Consider the following 17,750-nt stretch of genomic DNA (forward strand, 5'->3'; position numbering starts at 1 on the left):
GGCCTGTAACGAATTCGGTTAGATGAATATGGCAAACAAAAATTCTGCTTGGAGAAGTCCCTGGGTTATCGGCTGGGTGGCTATGGTGGCTATCTTTTTCACCATGAATCTGATTATGATCTTCATGGCTGTGGATAATGATTCCGGACTGGTCGTTGAAGATTTCTATGAGCGTGGTCAGGATTATGAAAAGAACATGCTCAAACGCCAGGCACGGGATCCCGGTTGGCAGATGGATGTACAGTTGCCAAAAAAGATCGAGATCGACCAGTCGGTTCTCTGCCGTTTCGTGGTGAAAGACAAAGCGGGGGAGGCGGTGACGCCGGATGCGGTGATTCTCTACGTCTACCGGCCTTCCGATGCCAGGCAGGATTTCTCCATACCGATGAAAGCGGTTGAGCCCGGTGTCTACGAAACCCAGGTGGCTTTCCCGCTTATCGGCGCGTGGGATATGCTTGTCAGCGCCAAACTTGGTGAAGATGAATTCAATACCCCTAAACGTGTCGGGGTTGGTATCGACTGGCAGCCCTGAGCCGCATCGTGACTGAATCGAGCGCGGAGCGGCACTGCTTCCACTGTAACCTGCCGGTCCCCCCGGCGGATGAAGTTTTCGCAGAGATCGAGGGTGAACAGCAACATTTCTGCTGTAATGGCTGCAAGTCGGTCTGTGAAGCGATCTATCAGGCAGGACTCGAAGGTTTCTACCAGCGAACCCCGGAAGATGCGTCCCTGGCGCCGCCGCCGGATATTCCCAAGGAGCTTGCGCTCTACGACCTGGATGAAGTTCAGGAGGAGTTCGTCGGTGATTTGGGCGAGGCCCGGGATATCCATCTGCTGGTGGAGGGGATTCACTGCGCTGCCTGCGTCTGGCTCATCGAACATAGTCTCAACGCCATGCCCGGCATTATCGAGGCGCGGGTCAATCTCTCCGGCAAACGACTGCATGTTAAATGGCACAACGGACAGGTCGCACTCTCAGCCATCATCAGCCGCTTGGGGCAGATCGGTTATGCAGCGGTGCCCTATGATCCCGAGGTTGCCGAGGGCAAGCTGAAGCAGCAGAACCGGAACCTGTTGTATCGGATGGCGTTTGCCGGCTTCGGTATGATGAATCTGATGTGGATCTCCATCGCGCTCTATTCCGGAGCGGATGAGGGAGAGTTTCGCGGTCTCTTTCACTGGGTCGGTTTTCTGCTGGCAACACCCGTACTGCTCTATTCAGGATTTCCATTTTTCAAAGGTGCCTGGTCGGGGATAAAGAACTTTCACCTGGGCATGGATCTGCCTATTGCCATAGGCGCCAGCATCACCTATCTCTATTCGGTCTATGTCACCGTCACGGGAACCCAAACCGGCGAAGTCTACTACGACACCGTCGTCAACTTTCTGTTCGTCATTCTGGTGGGACGCTATCTGGAGGCGATCTCCAAACGGCAGGCAGTGGCAGCGACCCAGCGGTTGCTCGACCTGCAGCCTCGGGTGGCGACGGTTTTCCGTGAGGGTGAGGAGAAGATTGTTCCAATCCGCGCAGTGGCCGTCGACGAGGTGGTGCTCGTCAAACCGGGTGAACGCATCCCCGTCGATGGCGTGGTTGCTGAAGGGCAGAGTGTCGTGGACGAGGCGATGCTGACCGGTGAAGCTGTGCCGGTGGTCAAGACAACTGGGGATAGTGTCTCCGCAGGAACCATCAACGGTCACGGTATGTTACAGCTGAAGGTGGTCAGTTCACTGAAGGATACTGCCTTGGGGCGGATCATCCGCCTGGTGGAGGAGGCGCAGGCCTCGAAGGCGCCGATTCAGTGTGTGGCGGACCGGATCGTTCCCTGGTTTGTTGCGGTTACCCTGGGCCTTGCAACCGCCACCTTCCTCTGGTGGGTGGGGACCGACCTGGAGGTCGCTCTGCTGGCCGCAACTTCCGTCTTGATCATTACCTGCCCCTGTGCCTTTGGCCTGGCCACCCCCATGTCGATCGCAGTCGCTTCCGGCCTGGGTGCGAAGTACGGCATTCTGGTCAGGAACGGCGAGGTGCTGGAGACGCTCTCATCCATCAACCATGTCATCTTCGACAAAACCGGCACCCTCACCGAGGGGAAGATGTCAGTTGTCCTGGTACAAATGGATGGCTGTGAATGGCATGAAACCGATGGCGAGGCGATACCTGAGGAAGTTCAGTCACTTATGACAAAACTGGCGGCCCTGGAACGCTACTCTGAGCATCCCACGGCGCAGGCAATCCTGTCATGGGCCGAATCGCAGGGGTTAAGCTTTCGTTCGAAAACAGCCACTGGCTTCGAGAACGAACCAGGGTTTGGTATCCGTGGCATTGTAGCGGGTGAATCGCTGCTGTCCGGTAGCAGCAGCTGGTTGCAGAAGAACCAAATCAAACTGCAGGTTTCTCTGGAGCGGCAGGCAGCAGCGCTTGATCAGCGGGGAATTGGCTCCATCCGGATAGCAGTGGATGGCAAAGAGGTGGCGTTGATCGGTATCGAGGACCGGATTCGTGAAGAGGCGCCTGCACTGATTCGCGACCTCAAAGCGGAGGGTATGGAAGTGACCCTGTTGAGCGGGGACCGGCGTCAGGCAGCCGAGGCGATTGCCGAGCGTTTGGGTGGCATGGAGGTGATAGCCGAGGTGTTGCCCGAAGAGAAGGATCAGGTCATCCAGTCACTGCAGGTGGATGGGAGAAAGGTCGCCATGGTGGGCGATGGGGTGAATGACGCACCGGCACTGGTACGGGCTGACGTGGGAATCGCCATGGGATCCGGCACCGATGTCTCCATCGCCAGTGCCGATATTGTGCTGATGAGCAGTGAGCTTGAAAAGGTTCGTCTGGCTGCCGGTCTCTCGCGGCGGACCCTGAAAACCATCCGGCAGAATATCGGCATCTCCATTGCCTACAATATCATTATGGTGCCGTTGGCGATGGCTGCAATCGTGACACCCCTGGTGGCGGCAATCTCCATGCCCCTGAGTTCACTGGCAGTGATCGGGAACTCTGCGCGGATACGCACCCTGTTCCGGGGCATCAAAGCCCGGTAAAATCCAGCTTACGAAGCAACACTGTTTCCGGATGGAAGCGGGTTGCTCCAATCTTCACGGAGCACGGTTATGGAAGTCATATATGGTTTGATTCCGGGTATGATCCTGCTCGGCCTGGTGGCTGTGGCAGTGTTATTCTGGGCTGCCCGCAGTGGTCAGTTTGACGATCTGGAAGGCGAAGCCCACCGGATTTTGATGGATGATGACATTGTCGTTAAAAAGAAAAGACCAAAAACGATGATGCCTGACGCGGAAGATCAGGATAAGAGTTGAAGCATACTGTTCCGGTTTCTTACTGAAAATCCTGAACATAATGTAGGAGCGGCGCCCTCGCTGCGATTGCTCCGTAGCTAGGTAAATCGTGGCGGGGCGCCACTCCTACAAAAACGATTAAACCCGGCAACAACCGTCAGTTTACAACTCTCTCATCCTTCGCGCTCTCGTTGAGCCGCTGAATCAATTTATCGATCTCTTTTGGCGGCGCATATTGGAAGACCTCCTTTCCATCGGGATTCAGACCGATGCTCAAGCCCATTTCAGGATAGACCCAGTGAACCACGCCGGTTTCAGCTTCCGGAATTTTCTGCAAAGGTTCTCCAAAACGGCTGCTTAGCAGTTCTGCTTCCAGGTTTGCCTGGGGAATATAGTTGATCAGTTTTATGGGAAAAGTTGCTACCAGAAACTGGTCTTCAGAGGCAATTTCCACTTTTCGTGTGATCTCAGTGGTGCGGCTGATGCGGCTCCCCCTGTCATAAATCTGCTGCAGGGTCTCTTCATCGCCCTCAAGCACCAGGACGAAATCGGCCCTAAGACCACTGAGAAAGATGCGCTCAAAGTAGGCTTCAAGCTCAGGCTTTCCTGCTTTTGTGACAAACAGGCTGACCTTCCCTGAGTCCTGCAAAATATCTCTGGCTTCCTGCAGTGTGCTGCTGCCGAGCTTCAACCCGAACACCTCGGAGACACCTGCTCCGTCCACCTTGATATCCCAAGGCAGTTTGGGGTTGGGGTCAGGTGCACGCCCTCCGGGCAGCACCAGAGCAAGCGCCAATGCGACGAGGGTAAGGGAAAGTACCCAAAAAAAGATCTTTTTTTCCATTGGCCATCTACCTGGGGCAATTGATAATACACATCGTAGTGCGTTGAGTTCGGCGCTAGTATATGAAAGATATTCACCGAAGCGGGGATTCTACAATGGGAAGCGGTCTTTGGCTTATAACAATTCTCAAAGAGCAGCCCTGGATTGGGTTGCTTGTCGGTTTGGTTCTCTTTCTGGCGCTGTTTGGACTGAAAAAGTGGCTGTTCGCCAAGATGGAGAGTAACAACGAGTCTCCCTGAAGAGATGCATTTGATTTCGTCTGGTGGTAACGTCTGGTGCTTTGTACCGCTGTCATTGACCCAGAGTCTGCTCAGATGAAATTCGAGATTGCCGAAGAAGTGGCCAGCAAGGCCAAGATGCCCCACGAGATTTTTCTTACCAATCTGATTGGCAACCATATCCTCTGGTTCGTGGCTTCCCTGGGTTTGGCCAAATCCTACTGGCAGCCCCTTGCAATGGTGCCTGTCGTCTCCCTGGGTCTTCTGGTTTATACGCTCTGGCGTGCGCGCCGATCAAAGGAGATCGATGACTGGTTCGTAATGTGCCACTGGCAGATTTGTGCCGCCCGGAGCCGAGTCTTTATCTATATGCTGCTGTTGGGATTGATTGCATCGTTGCTGGGTTGGGTCGGTTATGCCTACTTCGGCATGATGGAGGTGGCGGTCTATGCGCTCGTCGGTGGTATAGGGGGGCTGCCGGTCATGGTTACCGTGTTGGTGTTGATCCTGATGGAATCGGATGCACTGCATCAGACGATATTGCACAAACTGCCGGATCGTCTGGTCGAGAAGTATCCGCCACCGGAAGATATCGTGGTGGTGGAAGAGATCGTCTACGACCATTAGGGTTTTGTGTTAACAGCTTCCTGGTTCGTTATCAGCAGGGCGGCTGCAACCCTGCGTCCCTCTGACATCAGGATATTGTAGGTGCGGCAGGCAGCGTCGGTGGTCATCGACTCGACGCCGATGCCCGAGTCCGCCAGCTGTTGCAGGAGCGACGGATGGGGGAATCGATGCGTGGCGCCGGTTCCAAGCAGTAGAAGTTCTGGCGCCAACTCAGCGATCCCTGAGAAATCCTCCCTGAGCAGGGTATCGAAGGAGTTCGGACGCCAGTGTTCGATGATCTGTCTTGGCAACAGAATCAGGCTGTCGTGATAGTCCTTGCCGCTGATATTGACCCGCCCATTTTCGTAGGCGTGGATCACGTACCCCTGAGATTGGTCATCCTGAGTGAATTTCATGGACAGAAGATACCGGATTCCCGGGGCTGAAAAAAGCACCGATTCAGGGCAAGTTTATGTGCAGCGAAATTGATATTTCACTGTCTGTCGGTTACCTTTATCCCTTTTGCCGACTCTAAATAGAGCAGAGGTATTCGTGTCTACGTCCGAGATGGAAAAGTTCCGCAGAATCGAGCGGTTGCCGCCCTATGTGTTCGCCATTGTGAATGAACTCAAGGCAGCAGCGCGAGCGCGGGGCGAGGACATCATCGACTTCGGCATGGGCAATCCGGATCAGCCGACCCCTCAGCACATTGTCGACAAGCTCTGCGAAGCGGCCAATCGCAAGGATACCCACCGTTACTCCATGTCCAAGGGTATTCCACGGTTGCGGCGGGCCATGAGTCGCTGGTACAAGAATCGTTACGACGTGGATCTCGATCCGGAGACCCAGGTCATCACCACTATCGGTTCCAAAGAGGGTCTGGCTCATCTTGCTCTGGCCTGCATGGGACCGGGGGACTCGGTGCTGGTGCCCAATCCTGCTTATCCTATCCACCCGTATGGATTCATCATCGCGGGTGCCGATGTACGCCATGTGCCGATGGTTGACGGTGTCGATTTCTTTGAGGAGCTGCAGCGAGCGATCAACGACTCCTGGCCCAAACCAAAGATGCTGGTGCTGAATTTTCCCGGTAATCCGACCACCCATTGTGTTGAACTCGATTTTTTCGAGAAGGTGGTGGAGATTGCCAAAGAGCATAATATCTGGGTGATCCACGACTTGGCCTATGCGGATATCGTCTTCGACGGTTACAAGGCGCCGTCGATACTGCAGATACCCGGCGCTGAAGAGATCGCGGTGGAGTTTTTCTCGCTCTCAAAGAGTTACAATATGCCCGGCTGGCGCGTGGGTTTCATGTGCGGCAACAAGACCCTGGTGGCAGCGCTTTCGCGCATCAAGTCCTACCTCGATTACGGCACCTTCACCCCCATTCAGGTGGCGGCGATTGCAGCACTCGAGGGCCCCCAGGAAGCCGTGGAAGAGATACGCAATATGTATCAGAATCGGCGTGATACGCTTTGTGACGGCCTCAATAATATCGGTTGGCAGATGACTAAGCCAAAGGCGACCATGTTTGTATGGGCGCCGATTCCCGTGTTTTATCGAGAGAAATTCAAGGATGAAGAGGGGGGTATATCCCTTGCCTTCTCCAAGAAGCTGTTGCAGGAAGCGAAGGTGGCGGTATCCCCCGGCATGGGCTTTGGCGCCCATGGAGATGATCACGTGCGCTTCGGGTTGATCGAAAACGAACATCGTACCCGACAGGCGGTACGCGGCATTCGCGACATGTTTCGTCGTGATGGCCTTATCAGTAACTAGGACTGTTAACAGGCCCTAAGGAGAAATAACGTTGAATCCGGTCAAAGTTGGTTTGTTGGGACTGGGCACTGTGGGTGGTGGCACGCTGAATGTGTTGACCCGCAATGCACAAGAGATTGCCCGTCGTGCCGGACGCGGTATCCAGATTACACATGCGGCAGCCAAGTTCTACAACCCTGAGGGTCTGCTCGGACTGGATCAGGTTGAGGTCTGTGATGATGCCTTCGCGGTGGTTGACAATCCGGAGGTGGAGATCATCATTGAATTGATCGGTGGTTACTCCCCGGCCCGGGAACTGGTGCTCAAGGCGATCGAGAACGGCAAACACGTGGTAACTGCCAACAAGGCACTGATCGCAATGCATGGCAACGAGATCTTCGAAGCGGCGCAGAAGAAGGGGGTCACCGTCGCCTTCGAGGCTGGCGTGGCAGGCGGTATACCGATCATCAAGGCGGTGCGTGAAGGATTGGCGGGGAACCGCATCGAGTGGATTGCCGGCATCATCAACGGCACCGGTAACTTTATACTCACCGAGATGCGGGACAAGGGGCGTGATTTCGACGATGTGTTGAAAGAGGCCCAGGCACTGGGTTATGCCGAGGCCGATCCCACCTTCGACGTGGAGGGCATAGACGCAGCCCACAAGCTGACTATTCTCGCTTCCATCGCGTTTGGCGTGCCTCTGCAGTTCGACAAGACCTATACCGAAGGGATTGCCAAAATCGAACGGCAGGATGTGGAGTATGCGGAAGAGTTGGGATACCGCATCAAACATCTGGGTGTGACCCGCAAGACCGGGAAGGGCATCGAGCTGCGGGTTCATCCCACCATGATTCCTGAACGGCGACTCATCGCCAACGTGGATGGTGTGATGAACGCCGTACTTGTGATGGGCGATGCCGTGGGGCCGACCCTCTACTACGGCGCCGGTGCGGGTGCTGAGCCTACTGCCTCGGCGGTGGTGGCGGATGTGGTTGATATAGTGCGCGCGCTCACGACCGATCCTGAGAACCGGGTGCCGCATCTGGCCTTCCAGCCCGATGAGCTTTCCGACCATCCGATCCTGTCGATGGAGGAGGTGCAGACCGCCTACTATCTGCGTATGACCGTGGATGACAAACCCGGTGTGGTGGCGGCTATTGCCGGTATCCTCGGTGATGCCGGGATCAGCATCGAAGCGATTCAGCAGAAAGAGCCCGCAGAAGGGGAGACCCGCGTGCCGTTGGTGATGTTGAGCCATCGCGTGGAAGAACGGCAGATGAACCAGGCCATCGAGGCGATAGAGGCCCTGGATGCGGTTGCCGGAGAGGTGATGCGCATTCGTGTGGAGCAGTTGGACGGCTGATTTGTGTAACGCCACGGTCTGCTACTGATGGTGGTAACCCTGCATCTGCTGTTGCCCGGTCTGCTCGGACCAATGCCGTCGTTCAAGGCGGCGGGGTGCGAGGTGGGTGTTCCGGTGCTGGAGCGGATTCTGGCACGCGCTGACCAGGAGGAGACGCCTGGTCACGATCTCTCGACCACCCTGTTTTCCCTATTCGGTATGGCGGCCCAGCCAGGCCGGGATCTGCCTGAGGGCGCGGTTAACTACCTTGGGAGCGGCGGGACCCCGGGTGAAACCTGCTGGCTGCGCGCCGATCCAGTACACTTGTGCCCGGACCGGGATCGCCTGCTGCTCTTCAACCCGGAACTGCTCGATGTTGAACAGGCTGAGGCGGATGAGATTTCTGGCCAAATCAATGCGCATTTTGCCGAAGATGGTCTTCGTCTGGAAACACCCTTACCGGCGCACTGGTATCTGCACATGGAAAAATGTCCCGATCTGGTTACCACCAGTCTGGAACAGGTGGTGGGTCGGAATATCGACGCTTTCCTGCCGAGTGGCCCGGACGCTGCCAAATGGCGTGCCCTGAGCAACGAAATCCAGATGCTGCTTTTCAATGCGCCGCTGAATCAACGGCGCGAGGCTTTGGGGAGGTTGACTATCAATGGTCTCTGGCTCTCCGGGGTGGGAACTCTGCCCAGTCTGGAGAAGGCGCCCTTTGAAAGGATCTTTGGCGAAGATCCCACCTGCCGGGGATTGGCTCAACTGGCAGGTATACAGCCACAGGTGATTCCCGATAACCTGGCTGATGCCTGGTCCGGAGAGGGTGAGGTACTGCTGAGTGTCACAAACCTTCTGCCGCCTGTCCTGAACGCCGACCCATTTCACTGGGCCGAACAGTTGACAAGGCTGGATGGGAAGTTGCAGCGGCTGATCGGATCGCTAAATGGACAGCAAAATGCCCGGCTCCATGTCTATCCCTGCAACGGCAAGCGCTATACGCTGCGGAAAACACACCGCTATCGTTTTTGGCGCCACAGCCGGCCTATCGCCAATCTTTTGGACAGGAATCAAAATGGGTGAATTGATCAATAGTATGCACCACGTCAGCCTGATCGTGGCTGATACATCCCGAGCGCTTGGCTTCTACGGTGACCTGTTGGGGCTTGAAGTGGATGAATCCCGCCCTGATCTGGGTTATCCAGGCGTCTGGCTGCAGGTGGGCAGGCAACAGATCCACCTGCTGGAATTGCCCAATCCTGATCCCCTGGAAGGGAGACCCGAGCACGGTGGCAGAGATCGTCATCTGGCGCTGGTTGTCAGCGATCTCGACCGGTTGGAATCCCAACTCGATCAGGCGGGCATAACCTACACTGTAAGTCGCTCCGGACGGCGGGCCCTCTTCTGTCGTGATCCTGATCAAAATGCATTGGAGTTTGTCGAGTCCCCTTCAGCCTGATTATCCGAGAGGCGGCCTCCGGTCTTACCACTTTTACTCTTAGAGCGTAGGGTGCGCCGCGCGCACCGGAACGGGCAGCAATCAGGGTGCGCACGACAGACCCTACAGATGACCATCCATATTGCTGCACACTATCGTGGTCCGGTGCGGGTCGCCAATACAAGACTCACCGAAACCCCATCCCCGGACTTCAGGTTTTCGGCGCTGGCACATCCCTGGTGAAACTCACCGATCAATCGCACAAGATAGAGACCGAGTCCTAGATGGGTCAAATCGCTGGTGTGGGGGCGGACAGAAACCATGGAGTCGAAGAGATGGCGTTGCATGGTCTCAGGCAGGGGTGGTCCCTGATTGATGACGCTGAGACGGACGCTGTCTCCGGTCTCCTGCGTCACCGAGAGTGTCAGAGGCGTGCCTGACAGGTGGAAATCCACTGCGTTGCTGACAAGCTTGTCCAGAGCCTGCACGATGAGTTCCGGAGCGGCGTTGATTACCACCGGATTGTCTGGGAGTCGGGTTTTGATGGTGACTTCAGGATAGGTGACGGCATAATTGTTCCGCATTACCCCCACCAGTTCCACCAGATCCAAAGGCGCTTTTTCCGCCTGCTGCAAGGTCTGCTCAAGCCGGGTCGCCTCACGCATGCGGTCGAGAATCAGGGTCAGTCTGTCGATACCCTCTGTGGCGCGCGACAGATAACGTGTCCGGGCCGACGGATCCTCATCATGCGCCAGGTTTTCCAGGGACGATTTTACCATTGCCAGCGGGGTGCGGAATTCGTGGGAGAGCCGTGACGCCATTGCCTCGAGGTAACGGTTGTACTCTTGTAACCGCTCCAGCACACTGCTGAAACTGCGGCCGAGATCGCCGATCTCATCTGCTGTTTTCTCATGCCTGAGACCGTGCAAAATACGCCCGTCTGGACTGACGGCATCCTCTACCCGGTTATGCAGGCGACGGATGCGTCCGGTGAGAAGGGTGGCAAACCCGAGCAGTAGACCACCGGTGATCAGGAACAGTATCAGGGTGATCTGAAATATCCCCTTCAGGGCCTGCTGCTGCATGGTGAGGATGCGCTGGGTGGTCTGTTCCATGACCACTGCACCGGTCACACCGGTGTCTCCCTTGATCGGGTAGGCGGCTGAAAGTACCACTGTCGACGCATCACCGGCGCGGCGTCGATGCACTGTCGGATTGCCCAGTAGTGCCTGGCGGATTTCAGGGCCATCAAGTTTTGCGGCATACTCCTGGTCGTCCAGAAAGTCGCTATCGGGTAGTGGCAGGATCAGGTTCAATATGCCGGTAAGCAGCCCTTTTTGTTGGGTGTTTGGTGTTCTCCCGGGAGCAAGATGGCCATTCTGTCCGATTACCCACTGTTGCCGGTTGATGACGCGGATGCGGCTCTCCTGATAAACGAAGCTGGCCAGCACTGTTTCCACATCTTCATTTGACGTGACGACAAAAGCCAGAGACTCGGGGAGCATCAGGCCGGAGGTGGAGGCAGTCGTTGTCGATGTCCCATCTGCCTCCCCATCCCAATCAAACAAGGCCAGAGAGAGGCGCTGTTTGAACAGGCTGTGTGGGATGCGCAACTCAAGGTTGTAACCTGTTTTCGTCTCCTGCCACTCCCCCCTGATGAGAGGCTGGCGGGGGGCGCCTGCCAGTGGTTCAGCAGTCACCCAGCCAGGGGCAGCGGTGCTGACTTGAAAATATGCGATCTCTCCACTATCACCGATAAGGGCGATCCGCAGGTGGTCTCCCACGTCTATGCGATTATCCGTTGGGGATGGGTAGATCACAGTCTTGTCTTTTGCCTGCAGCATCAGATAGAGATCGCCCTCATAGATGCCCATCAACAGGGAGAAAGCAGCAGCCTTTAGGTCTGTCTCACTGGAGCGGAAATAGTGCTTCTGCTCCAGCAGGGTTCTCCAGTCGTCTGTGTAACCGTCAAGCAGGATCGGCTGTGTGAGGCGATGAGCGTAGAGAATCGAAACGGGATTTTGCGGGTCTGCAGGAATGGTCGGTAAGCTGGAGGATTGGCTGAGCAGATTGGCAATGAGTTCGGCCCGGCCCAGTAGCACCTCTTCCTGGGAGGCGCGGAGAAAGGACTCGGTCTCGATGACATAGCGGTAACCAGCCCAGGGGATGGCCAGCAGGGTGAGGGAGACGAGCAGCAGTTTGAAACGCAGTCCCTGATAGAATCGCCGTCGCATTTTTGATCAGCTGCCTGGCTGATGCCAGCGGTAGCCGGCGCCGTAGACTGCCTCGATAGCGTCGAACTGGTCATCTACCTGCTGAAACTTGCGGCGTATGCGTTTGATGTGAGTGCTGATGCTGCTGGCGTCCACCAAAATGCTGGCGTCATCCATCAGTTGATCACGGTTACGCACATGACCGGGAAAACGTACCAGAGAGTGGGTAAGCCAGAATTCCGTGACGGTCAGGTCGACCGCTTGCGCCTTCCACGCTGTGGTCAGGCGATCTATATCCAGTTGCAGATCACCGCGTTGCAGAACCTGGTTTTCAGCTACCGGTTTCTCCATGGCGCGCATGCGGCGGAAGAGGGCGGCGATGCGGGCAGACAGGTGGGGCAGGCTGATCTCTTTGGTGAGGTAGTCGTCGGCGCCCAGGCGTAATCCCGCAACCGTATCGAAGTCGTCATCCCGGGCGGTTAGGAAGATGATCGGCAGTGTCGATGAGCGGGCACGCAGTTCACGGCAGAGTTCAAAGCCGCCATCGATCTCATCATTGAGACCGATATCGAGAATAACCAGGTCGGGCAAACAGTTTGCAAACGCGGTTGAGGCCGTCTGCCGGGAATCGAACCCTGTCACCTGATAACCCTGCCGGGAGAGAAAGTCGACATAGTTGTCCCGGATGACGGCTTCATCTTCGACGATGGCGATCTGTTTTGGCATCTGCTTTTCGGCCTTAGGTGATTACCAATGGGGGGTTGGGTTATTACGCATAGACATCCTGACCTGAAAATATATCCTGATTAATAGGACTTTCGGTAATAAAAAAGATACCACGAAAGCGTGTACTACAGGCTCCTGACGAAATCACCGTTGTAGTGGAGCCTGAATAAGGGGATCCTCGACATGATTGAACAAACCACCGGCCATCAGGCATCGGTATATTGGGTCAGCTCGCTCTTTGCGGATGCAGGCTGGTATTTCAAGGACGAGGACAACCCAAGCCACGGGCCGTATATCGATGAGGCTCATGCGTTGGAGGCGGCCCGTGAGGGTGAAGCCTCGTCCGATTCGGCCCCGCCAACTAGCGTCTGACAGAACGGAATATACCAGGGTACGATCGCTGGTATTGATCCAGAGAGGGTTTTCGTGCGGGTGAGACGGGATATTACTCCTGCTCTTTGAGCATGGCTGCCAAGTCCGCAAATGGATTATGGGTAGTGCTCGTTTTCGTATCGGTCGAGGTATCGCCGTATTCTGAATCGATGTGGCGTGAATGTTCGTTGTCGTGGCAATAGAGGCAAAGCAACTCCCAGTTGCTGCCGTCCAGCGGATTATTGTCGTGATTGTGATCGCGGTGATGGACAGTCAGTTCCCGCAGATTTTCGCGGGTAAACTCGCGCGCACAACGGCCGCAAACCCAGGGATACATTTTTAGCGCTCTCTCGCGGTAACCCTTCTCCCGCTCTTCCCGAGCACTGCGAGCCTGTGCAACGATGCGGTCGAGCTTGTCCGAGGAATTTTCTGATGTCATGGTCGCAGTCCAAAAATAGATGATTTGTGTTACAGCCTTAAAATAGAGTTTGTGGCTCCTTTCCATATTCGTCAAGCAGAACGTCATAGTCACCAGGCTTCCAAAAGAGCGATTTACCCACTGCCACCCTCCTGCCATTTTTCGCCATAGCTTCGCCAGTTTTGTGCAACCGGCCTGTCACTTCGCTCGTCTGTAATACCCTCAACCCGGCGCAGGCAATGGTCTGCCGTTCTCCGCCAAGAATGGCGCGCTGGAATAATCAGAGGGAATTATCATGAAAAGAAAAATGCTCAGCATAGCAATTGTGGGATTGCTCTTTGCCGCGCCACTACTGGCCAATACGGTTGAAAATGCTTCCGTAGACGATACCGGCGAACTGAAGGGGCCAGCTATCGGAATGCTGATTGGTGGTGTATTTGGCGGTCCTCCCGGTCTGGTCGTGGGTGCTATCGGTGGGGCCTTGATCGGAAAGATCGACGGGCAGAAAACAGTCTTGAGTCTACAGCAGGATCAATTGGCCGCTAGCCGTCAACATGTGCAGCAGTTGCAGCAGCATAGCGGTAGTCAGTCAGAGCAGATCGAACGCCAGGAGCGTCAGCAGCAGGAGCGGCAGCAGGCAGTGGCAGAGGGTTTCTCCTTCTGTCTGCAGTTCCGCACCGAGAGTGCCGATCTGGAACCCCGTTTTCAGCCGCAGCTCGACGCCCTGGCGGGCATGCTGAATGCCTTTCCCGGTCTTGATATCAAGATCCTCGCTTCAGCTGATCATCGTGGCAGTGATGACTACAACCGGGAGCTGTCAAAACTGAGGGCCGAAACCGTTTCCCAAAGGTTGGTTGCTGCCGGGGTGGATGCCGGACGCATTCAACACCGGATCGAGGGTGAGGGGATGGCACTCTATCCCACGGTAGATCTGGAGGGGCTCGGTTTCGATCGTTTCGTGCTGCTCTCATTTATCCCGGTAGCGGGACGATGAAACGCTGTCCACAGCCTCTGAGCGAGGCATTTCTTTACGGATCGCCGGAACGGATCTCAACCCAGTCGGCCAGGTGGTTATCGGAGGAGGAGATTCGGGCGATAAAAGGAGACAACCAGCAGCGGGGAGGGTGCAAAGATGAGCCATTCACTCATGCAGGCGGGTGATAACGTTGACGGGCCGGTCAGAATCGATCTCCGAAACCGGGAATTCGTCAAGGATATGCTGCTGACACTGGTCGCCGCCATCGGCGCAGGTCTGGCGGGATCGGTGTTCTTCGTCCTGCTGGTCCTCAGTACCAGCGGCAGTGCGCTGGCGGCAGCCGATGAGGTGACGCGTGGCACCCTAAATCTCTACTCACTGGATGGTCGGCGTATCGATGATGCACCCAACCTGGACACCGAAGTGGAGATGCAGATCAGCGGCATGCTGGCACGGGTAAATGTGGCGCAGCGCTTCAGTAATCCCAGTCAGGATTGGGTCGAGGGAATCTATCAATTTCCCCTGCCGGAGGATGCGGCGGTAGACCGGCTGTGGATACGCATCAGCGAGCGGGTCATCGAGGGCGAGATTCAGGAGAAACAGCAGGCCAGGAGGACCTACGAAAAGGCCAAGACGGAAGGGCGCAAGGCGAGTCTGTTGAGCCAGCAACGGCCCAATATGTTTACCACGTCGGTAGCAAATATCGGGCCGGGTGAGTCGATTCTCATCGAGATCGAATACCAGCAGAGCCTGGGTTATGACCAGGGACGATTTCAGATCCGTTTCCCCCTGGTCATCGCACCGCGATATATTCCCGGCATCCCGATAGTGCCGGAGGAGAGCAGTGGTTTCAGCGGCACCGGCTGGGCTGCGGATACCGATCAGGTGCCCGATGCTAGCCGGATCACGCCCAGTGTGGCCGATCCTGCGTTGAGGCGGATCAACCCGGTCTCTTTCAATATCCATCTGGATGCGGGCTTGCCGCTGGCATCTCTGGAGAGCCGCTATCATCCTATCGTCCATACCCAGGATGACAGAGGGCGATATCAAATCGGCCTGAAGTCGAAACAGGTTCCAGCGGATCGGGATTTCGAGTTGACCTGGGTGCCGAAGATCGGCGTTGCGCCTCATGCTGCTCTCTTCACCGAGATGTGGGACAAAGAGGTCTATGGGTTGTTGATGGTAATGCCGCCCCAGGGAGATGCTGTGATGCCGATCCGACCACGGGAAGCCATCTTTGTGGTCGATACCTCCGGTTCCATGCATGGGACTTCCATCGCCCAAGCCAAAGCCGCGCTCAAAATTGCCCTGCGGCGTCTGCGGCCGGATGACCGCTTCAATATCATCCAGTTCAGCAGCTACACCCGCGCGCTCCATCAGCATGCGGTGGATGCTACACCGCGTAATCTCAGACAGGCGTTGGATTATGTTTCATCACTGGCAGCCGATGGCGGTACTGAGATGCTACCGGCGCTTGAGTTGGCCCTCGATGGCAGGGAATCCCACGACCGTTTGCGCCAGGTGATATTCCTCACCGACGGCAGCGTCGGCAATGAGGATGAACTGTTTAAGCTGATCCATCGTCGTTTGGGAGCGAGTCGTCTCTTCACCATCGGCATAGGTTCAGCGCCCAACAGCTTCTTCATGTCCCGAGCTGCGGAGTTTGGCCGTGGCAGCTTCACCTATGTGGGGGATCTGGAAGAGGTCGAGTCACGTTTGGCGGCACTCTTTCTAAAACTGGAACAGCCTCTGCTGACCAATATTCAGTTGCAGTGGCCTGATGGTGTCGAAGTGGAGGGCTATCCGAACCCATTGCCCGATCTCTATGCAGGAGAACCGATCATGCTGGCGTTAAGGACAAACCAACTACAGGGTCAGTTGACCATCAAGGGTGACCGGGCAGGGGAGCCCTGGCAGCGGCGTATCCATCTGGGGGGTGGTGGCGATCGAACCGGTGTGCATCTGCTCTGGGCGAGGGCGAATATCGCTGAACTGATGGCGCAGCGGAATCGCGGCAAGCCGGAACCGGAAATTCGTAAGGCAGTCCTTGAAGTCGCATTGAAACACCAACTGGTCAGCCGATACACCAGCCTGGTGGCGGTGGACAAAACCCCCACCCGTCAGCTCGAAGAGATGCTGAAGACGAGGCCGATGCCGACAAACCTGCCCCATGGTTGGACGGCGAACAAGGTGTTCGGGCGAATGCCCCAAACCGCCACCCCCGCCGGACTCCATCTGTACATAGGACTGCTGTTGCTGATGAGTGGACTGCTTTTGGCGCGGAGACGCAGGGCATGAAGCGGCTGCTCGTGATAACGCTCTTTCTGGCCGCCACCTGGCAACTGGCTGCCGGGGGATGGATTCATGCCAAGGCCTGGCTATCGGAAGTCCTGATCGCTGATGCCTGGAAAGCGACCCAATCAGAAACCGATCATGTACCCCCCTGGGACTGGGCCGATACCTGGCCGGTGGCAAGGCTCTCGGTGCCGGGACTGGAGATAGAGCGCTACATCCTGGCAGGGGGCAGTGGCCGCACTCTCGCTTTTGGGCCGGGCTGGATCGAAAACAGCGCCCGTCCCGGCAGTGCGGGAAAAAGCATCATCAGTGGCCACCGGGACACCCACTTCCGCTTTCTGCAACAGCTCAAAAAAGGCGACCGGCTGGTGATAGAGCGTCCCGACAGGGGACTGGTTCACTACGCCGTTTTGCAGCAGAGCGTGCACCATGAAACGGAGACCGGACTGCTGCAACCCGATGCGCACAACCAGCTGCTGCTCATCACCTGTTACCCCTTCGATGCCCTGGTGCCTGGGGGTCCTCTGAGGTATGTAGTCACTGCTGAAGAAGTGGCGGGTTCTGTCAGTCTTTGATCTTTCCCCGATTACCCATTACATTTCTCGTGACCAAATCGCCGCGAGGCGCGGCTCCTACAGGCGTATTAATGCGTAGGAGCGGCGCCCCGCCGCGAAAACCCACCCAACCAGACAAGGAGGTCTGAAAATGAAAAAATCCCCTAACCATAAAGGCCATGCCCTACGCCATAGCCGCTTCAGTGAACCAGGTCGTATCTACCTGATCACAACCGTGACCCATGAACGCACCATGCTGTTCACCGATTTTCAGCTTGGCAGGCTATTGGTATCGACCTTGCGAAACGCCCGCGCACAAACCCTCTGTTATGTCGTTATGCCCGATCATCTGCACTGGCTATTACAACTGGAGAAAGAGGACCTCTCCAGCGTTATGCAAGGTGTAAAATCGGTCAGCGCCCACAGCATCAACCGGTCGCGGGGAACTCATCGTCCGGTATGGCAGGCGGGGTTTCATGATCATGCTCTGCGCCGGGATGAGGATGTAAAGTCGGTAGCACGCTATGTGGTGGCCAATCCGAAACGTGCCGGATTAGTACAAAGGTTGGGTGATTATCCGTTATGGGATGCGATGTGGTTATGATTAATCGCGGCGAGGCGCGGCTCCTACGGGCGTATATACGTAGGAGCGGCGCCCCGCCGCGATCATTCAACATGACAAATCAAAACCAATAG

The 17,750-nt window shown here is 56.3% G+C and carries 19 protein-coding genes; 14 read left to right on the plus strand and 5 right to left on the minus strand.

Going from position 1 to position 17,750, the window contains the following annotated elements; translation table 11 throughout:
* Positions 1–22: 22 nt before the first annotated feature.
* The 3 genes from HPY30_14715 to ccoS all read left to right on the plus strand — a co-directional run bounded on the left by HPY30_14715 (position 23) and on the right by ccoS (position 3,312).
* Positions 23–532, plus strand: coding sequence for a FixH family protein (locus HPY30_14715; GenBank protein ID QYZ67118.1), 510 nt, complete (start codon positions 23–25; stop codon positions 530–532).
* Entirely contained in the window at positions 520–3,039 is a 2,520-nt protein-coding gene (locus tag HPY30_14720) for a heavy metal translocating P-type ATPase (protein QYZ68073.1), read from the plus strand. The genes HPY30_14715 and HPY30_14720 overlap by 13 nt, the downstream gene beginning before the upstream one ends.
* Positions 3,040–3,108: 69 nt before the next feature.
* Positions 3,109–3,312 carry a cbb3-type cytochrome oxidase assembly protein CcoS gene (gene ccoS, locus HPY30_14725; protein QYZ67119.1) on the plus strand — a complete coding sequence of 68 codons (204 nt, stop codon included), beginning with the start codon at positions 3,109–3,111 and terminating at the stop codon, positions 3,310–3,312.
* 136 nt (positions 3,313–3,448) lie between these two features.
* On the opposite strand, the gene HPY30_14730 is transcribed toward ccoS, so the two are convergent.
* Positions 3,449–4,135: a hypothetical protein gene (locus HPY30_14730; protein ID QYZ67120.1), complete on the minus strand. Its 687-nt coding sequence runs from the start codon at positions 4,133–4,135 to the stop codon at positions 3,449–3,451.
* Positions 4,136–4,230: 95 nt separating this feature from the next.
* Here HPY30_14730 and HPY30_14735 point away from each other — a divergent pair, with 95 nt between their 5' ends.
* The gene (locus tag HPY30_14735; GenBank protein QYZ67121.1) at positions 4,231–4,374 is read left to right on the plus strand and encodes a hypothetical protein; all 144 of its coding nucleotides are present in this window, start codon (positions 4,231–4,233) and stop codon (positions 4,372–4,374) included.
* A 75-nt stretch (positions 4,375–4,449) separates the two neighbouring features.
* Positions 4,450–4,980, plus strand: coding sequence for a hypothetical protein (locus HPY30_14740; protein QYZ67122.1), 531 nt, complete (start codon positions 4,450–4,452; stop codon positions 4,978–4,980).
* On the opposite strand, the gene HPY30_14745 is transcribed toward HPY30_14740, so the two are convergent.
* Positions 4,977–5,375, minus strand: coding sequence for an Xcc1710-like domain-containing protein (locus tag HPY30_14745; protein ID QYZ67123.1), 399 nt, complete (start codon positions 5,373–5,375; stop codon positions 4,977–4,979). The genes HPY30_14740 and HPY30_14745 overlap by 4 nt on opposite strands.
* Positions 5,376–5,526: 151 nt before the next feature.
* On the opposite strand from HPY30_14745, the gene alaC reads away from it, so the two are divergent.
* From alaC to HPY30_14765, 4 genes are read left to right on the plus strand one after another with little or no spacing between them, the layout of a single operon-like run.
* Positions 5,527–6,738 carry an alanine transaminase gene (gene alaC / locus HPY30_14750; GenBank protein QYZ68074.1) on the plus strand — a complete coding sequence of 404 codons (1,212 nt, stop codon included), beginning with the start codon at positions 5,527–5,529 and terminating at the stop codon, positions 6,736–6,738.
* Between the two features lie 31 nt (positions 6,739–6,769).
* Positions 6,770–8,083, plus strand: a complete 1,314-nt coding sequence (locus tag HPY30_14755; GenBank protein ID QYZ67124.1) for a homoserine dehydrogenase — start codon at positions 6,770–6,772, stop codon at positions 8,081–8,083.
* 27 nt (positions 8,084–8,110) lie between these two features.
* Positions 8,111–9,145 (plus strand): hypothetical protein, encoded by a 1,035-nt coding sequence (locus tag HPY30_14760; protein ID QYZ67125.1) that lies wholly within the window; start codon positions 8,111–8,113, stop codon positions 9,143–9,145.
* Complete coding sequence (locus tag HPY30_14765) at positions 9,138–9,521, plus strand: glyoxalase (GenBank protein QYZ67126.1); 384 nt, start codon at positions 9,138–9,140, stop codon at positions 9,519–9,521. The genes HPY30_14760 and HPY30_14765 overlap by 8 nt, the downstream gene beginning before the upstream one ends.
* A gap of 131 nt (positions 9,522–9,652) precedes the next feature.
* On the opposite strand, the gene pdsS is transcribed toward HPY30_14765, so the two are convergent.
* Entirely contained in the window at positions 9,653–11,734 is a 2,082-nt protein-coding gene (gene pdsS / locus HPY30_14770; protein QYZ67127.1) for a proteobacterial dedicated sortase system histidine kinase, read from the minus strand.
* Between the two features lie 6 nt (positions 11,735–11,740).
* Entirely contained in the window at positions 11,741–12,439 is a 699-nt protein-coding gene (pdsR, locus tag HPY30_14775; GenBank protein ID QYZ67128.1) for a proteobacterial dedicated sortase system response regulator, read from the minus strand.
* 183 nt (positions 12,440–12,622) lie between these two features.
* Between pdsR and HPY30_14780 the strand changes: the two genes are divergently transcribed.
* Positions 12,623–12,811, plus strand: a complete 189-nt coding sequence (locus HPY30_14780) for a hypothetical protein (GenBank protein QYZ67129.1) — start codon at positions 12,623–12,625, stop codon at positions 12,809–12,811.
* 73 nt (positions 12,812–12,884) lie between these two features.
* On the opposite strand, the gene HPY30_14785 is transcribed toward HPY30_14780, so the two are convergent.
* Positions 12,885–13,250 (minus strand): HNH nuclease family protein, encoded by a 366-nt coding sequence (locus tag HPY30_14785; GenBank protein QYZ67130.1) that lies wholly within the window; start codon positions 13,248–13,250, stop codon positions 12,885–12,887.
* Positions 13,251–13,524: 274 nt separating this feature from the next.
* Here HPY30_14785 and HPY30_14790 point away from each other — a divergent pair, with 274 nt between their 5' ends.
* The 4 genes from HPY30_14790 (at position 13,525) to HPY30_14805 (ending at position 17,658) form a co-directional block, all read left to right on the plus strand.
* On the plus strand, positions 13,525–14,223 hold the full coding sequence (locus HPY30_14790) for an OmpA family protein (protein QYZ67131.1): 699 nt from the start codon (positions 13,525–13,527) through the stop codon (positions 14,221–14,223).
* Between the two features lie 138 nt (positions 14,224–14,361).
* On the plus strand, positions 14,362–16,503 hold the full coding sequence (locus tag HPY30_14795; GenBank protein ID QYZ67132.1) for a marine proteobacterial sortase target protein: 2,142 nt from the start codon (positions 14,362–14,364) through the stop codon (positions 16,501–16,503).
* Entirely contained in the window at positions 16,500–17,075 is a 576-nt protein-coding gene (locus HPY30_14800) for a class GN sortase (protein ID QYZ67133.1), read from the plus strand. The genes HPY30_14795 and HPY30_14800 overlap by 4 nt, the downstream gene beginning before the upstream one ends.
* Before the next feature lie 130 nt (positions 17,076–17,205).
* Positions 17,206–17,658: a transposase gene (locus tag HPY30_14805; protein ID QYZ67134.1), complete on the plus strand. Its 453-nt coding sequence runs from the start codon at positions 17,206–17,208 to the stop codon at positions 17,656–17,658.
* The last annotated feature ends 92 nt before the right edge of the window (positions 17,659–17,750 follow it).

It is taken from the genome of Gammaproteobacteria bacterium (ex Lamellibrachia satsuma) (assembly GCA_019623805.1).
GTDB lineage: Bacteria > Pseudomonadota > Gammaproteobacteria > Chromatiales > Chromatiaceae > QGON01.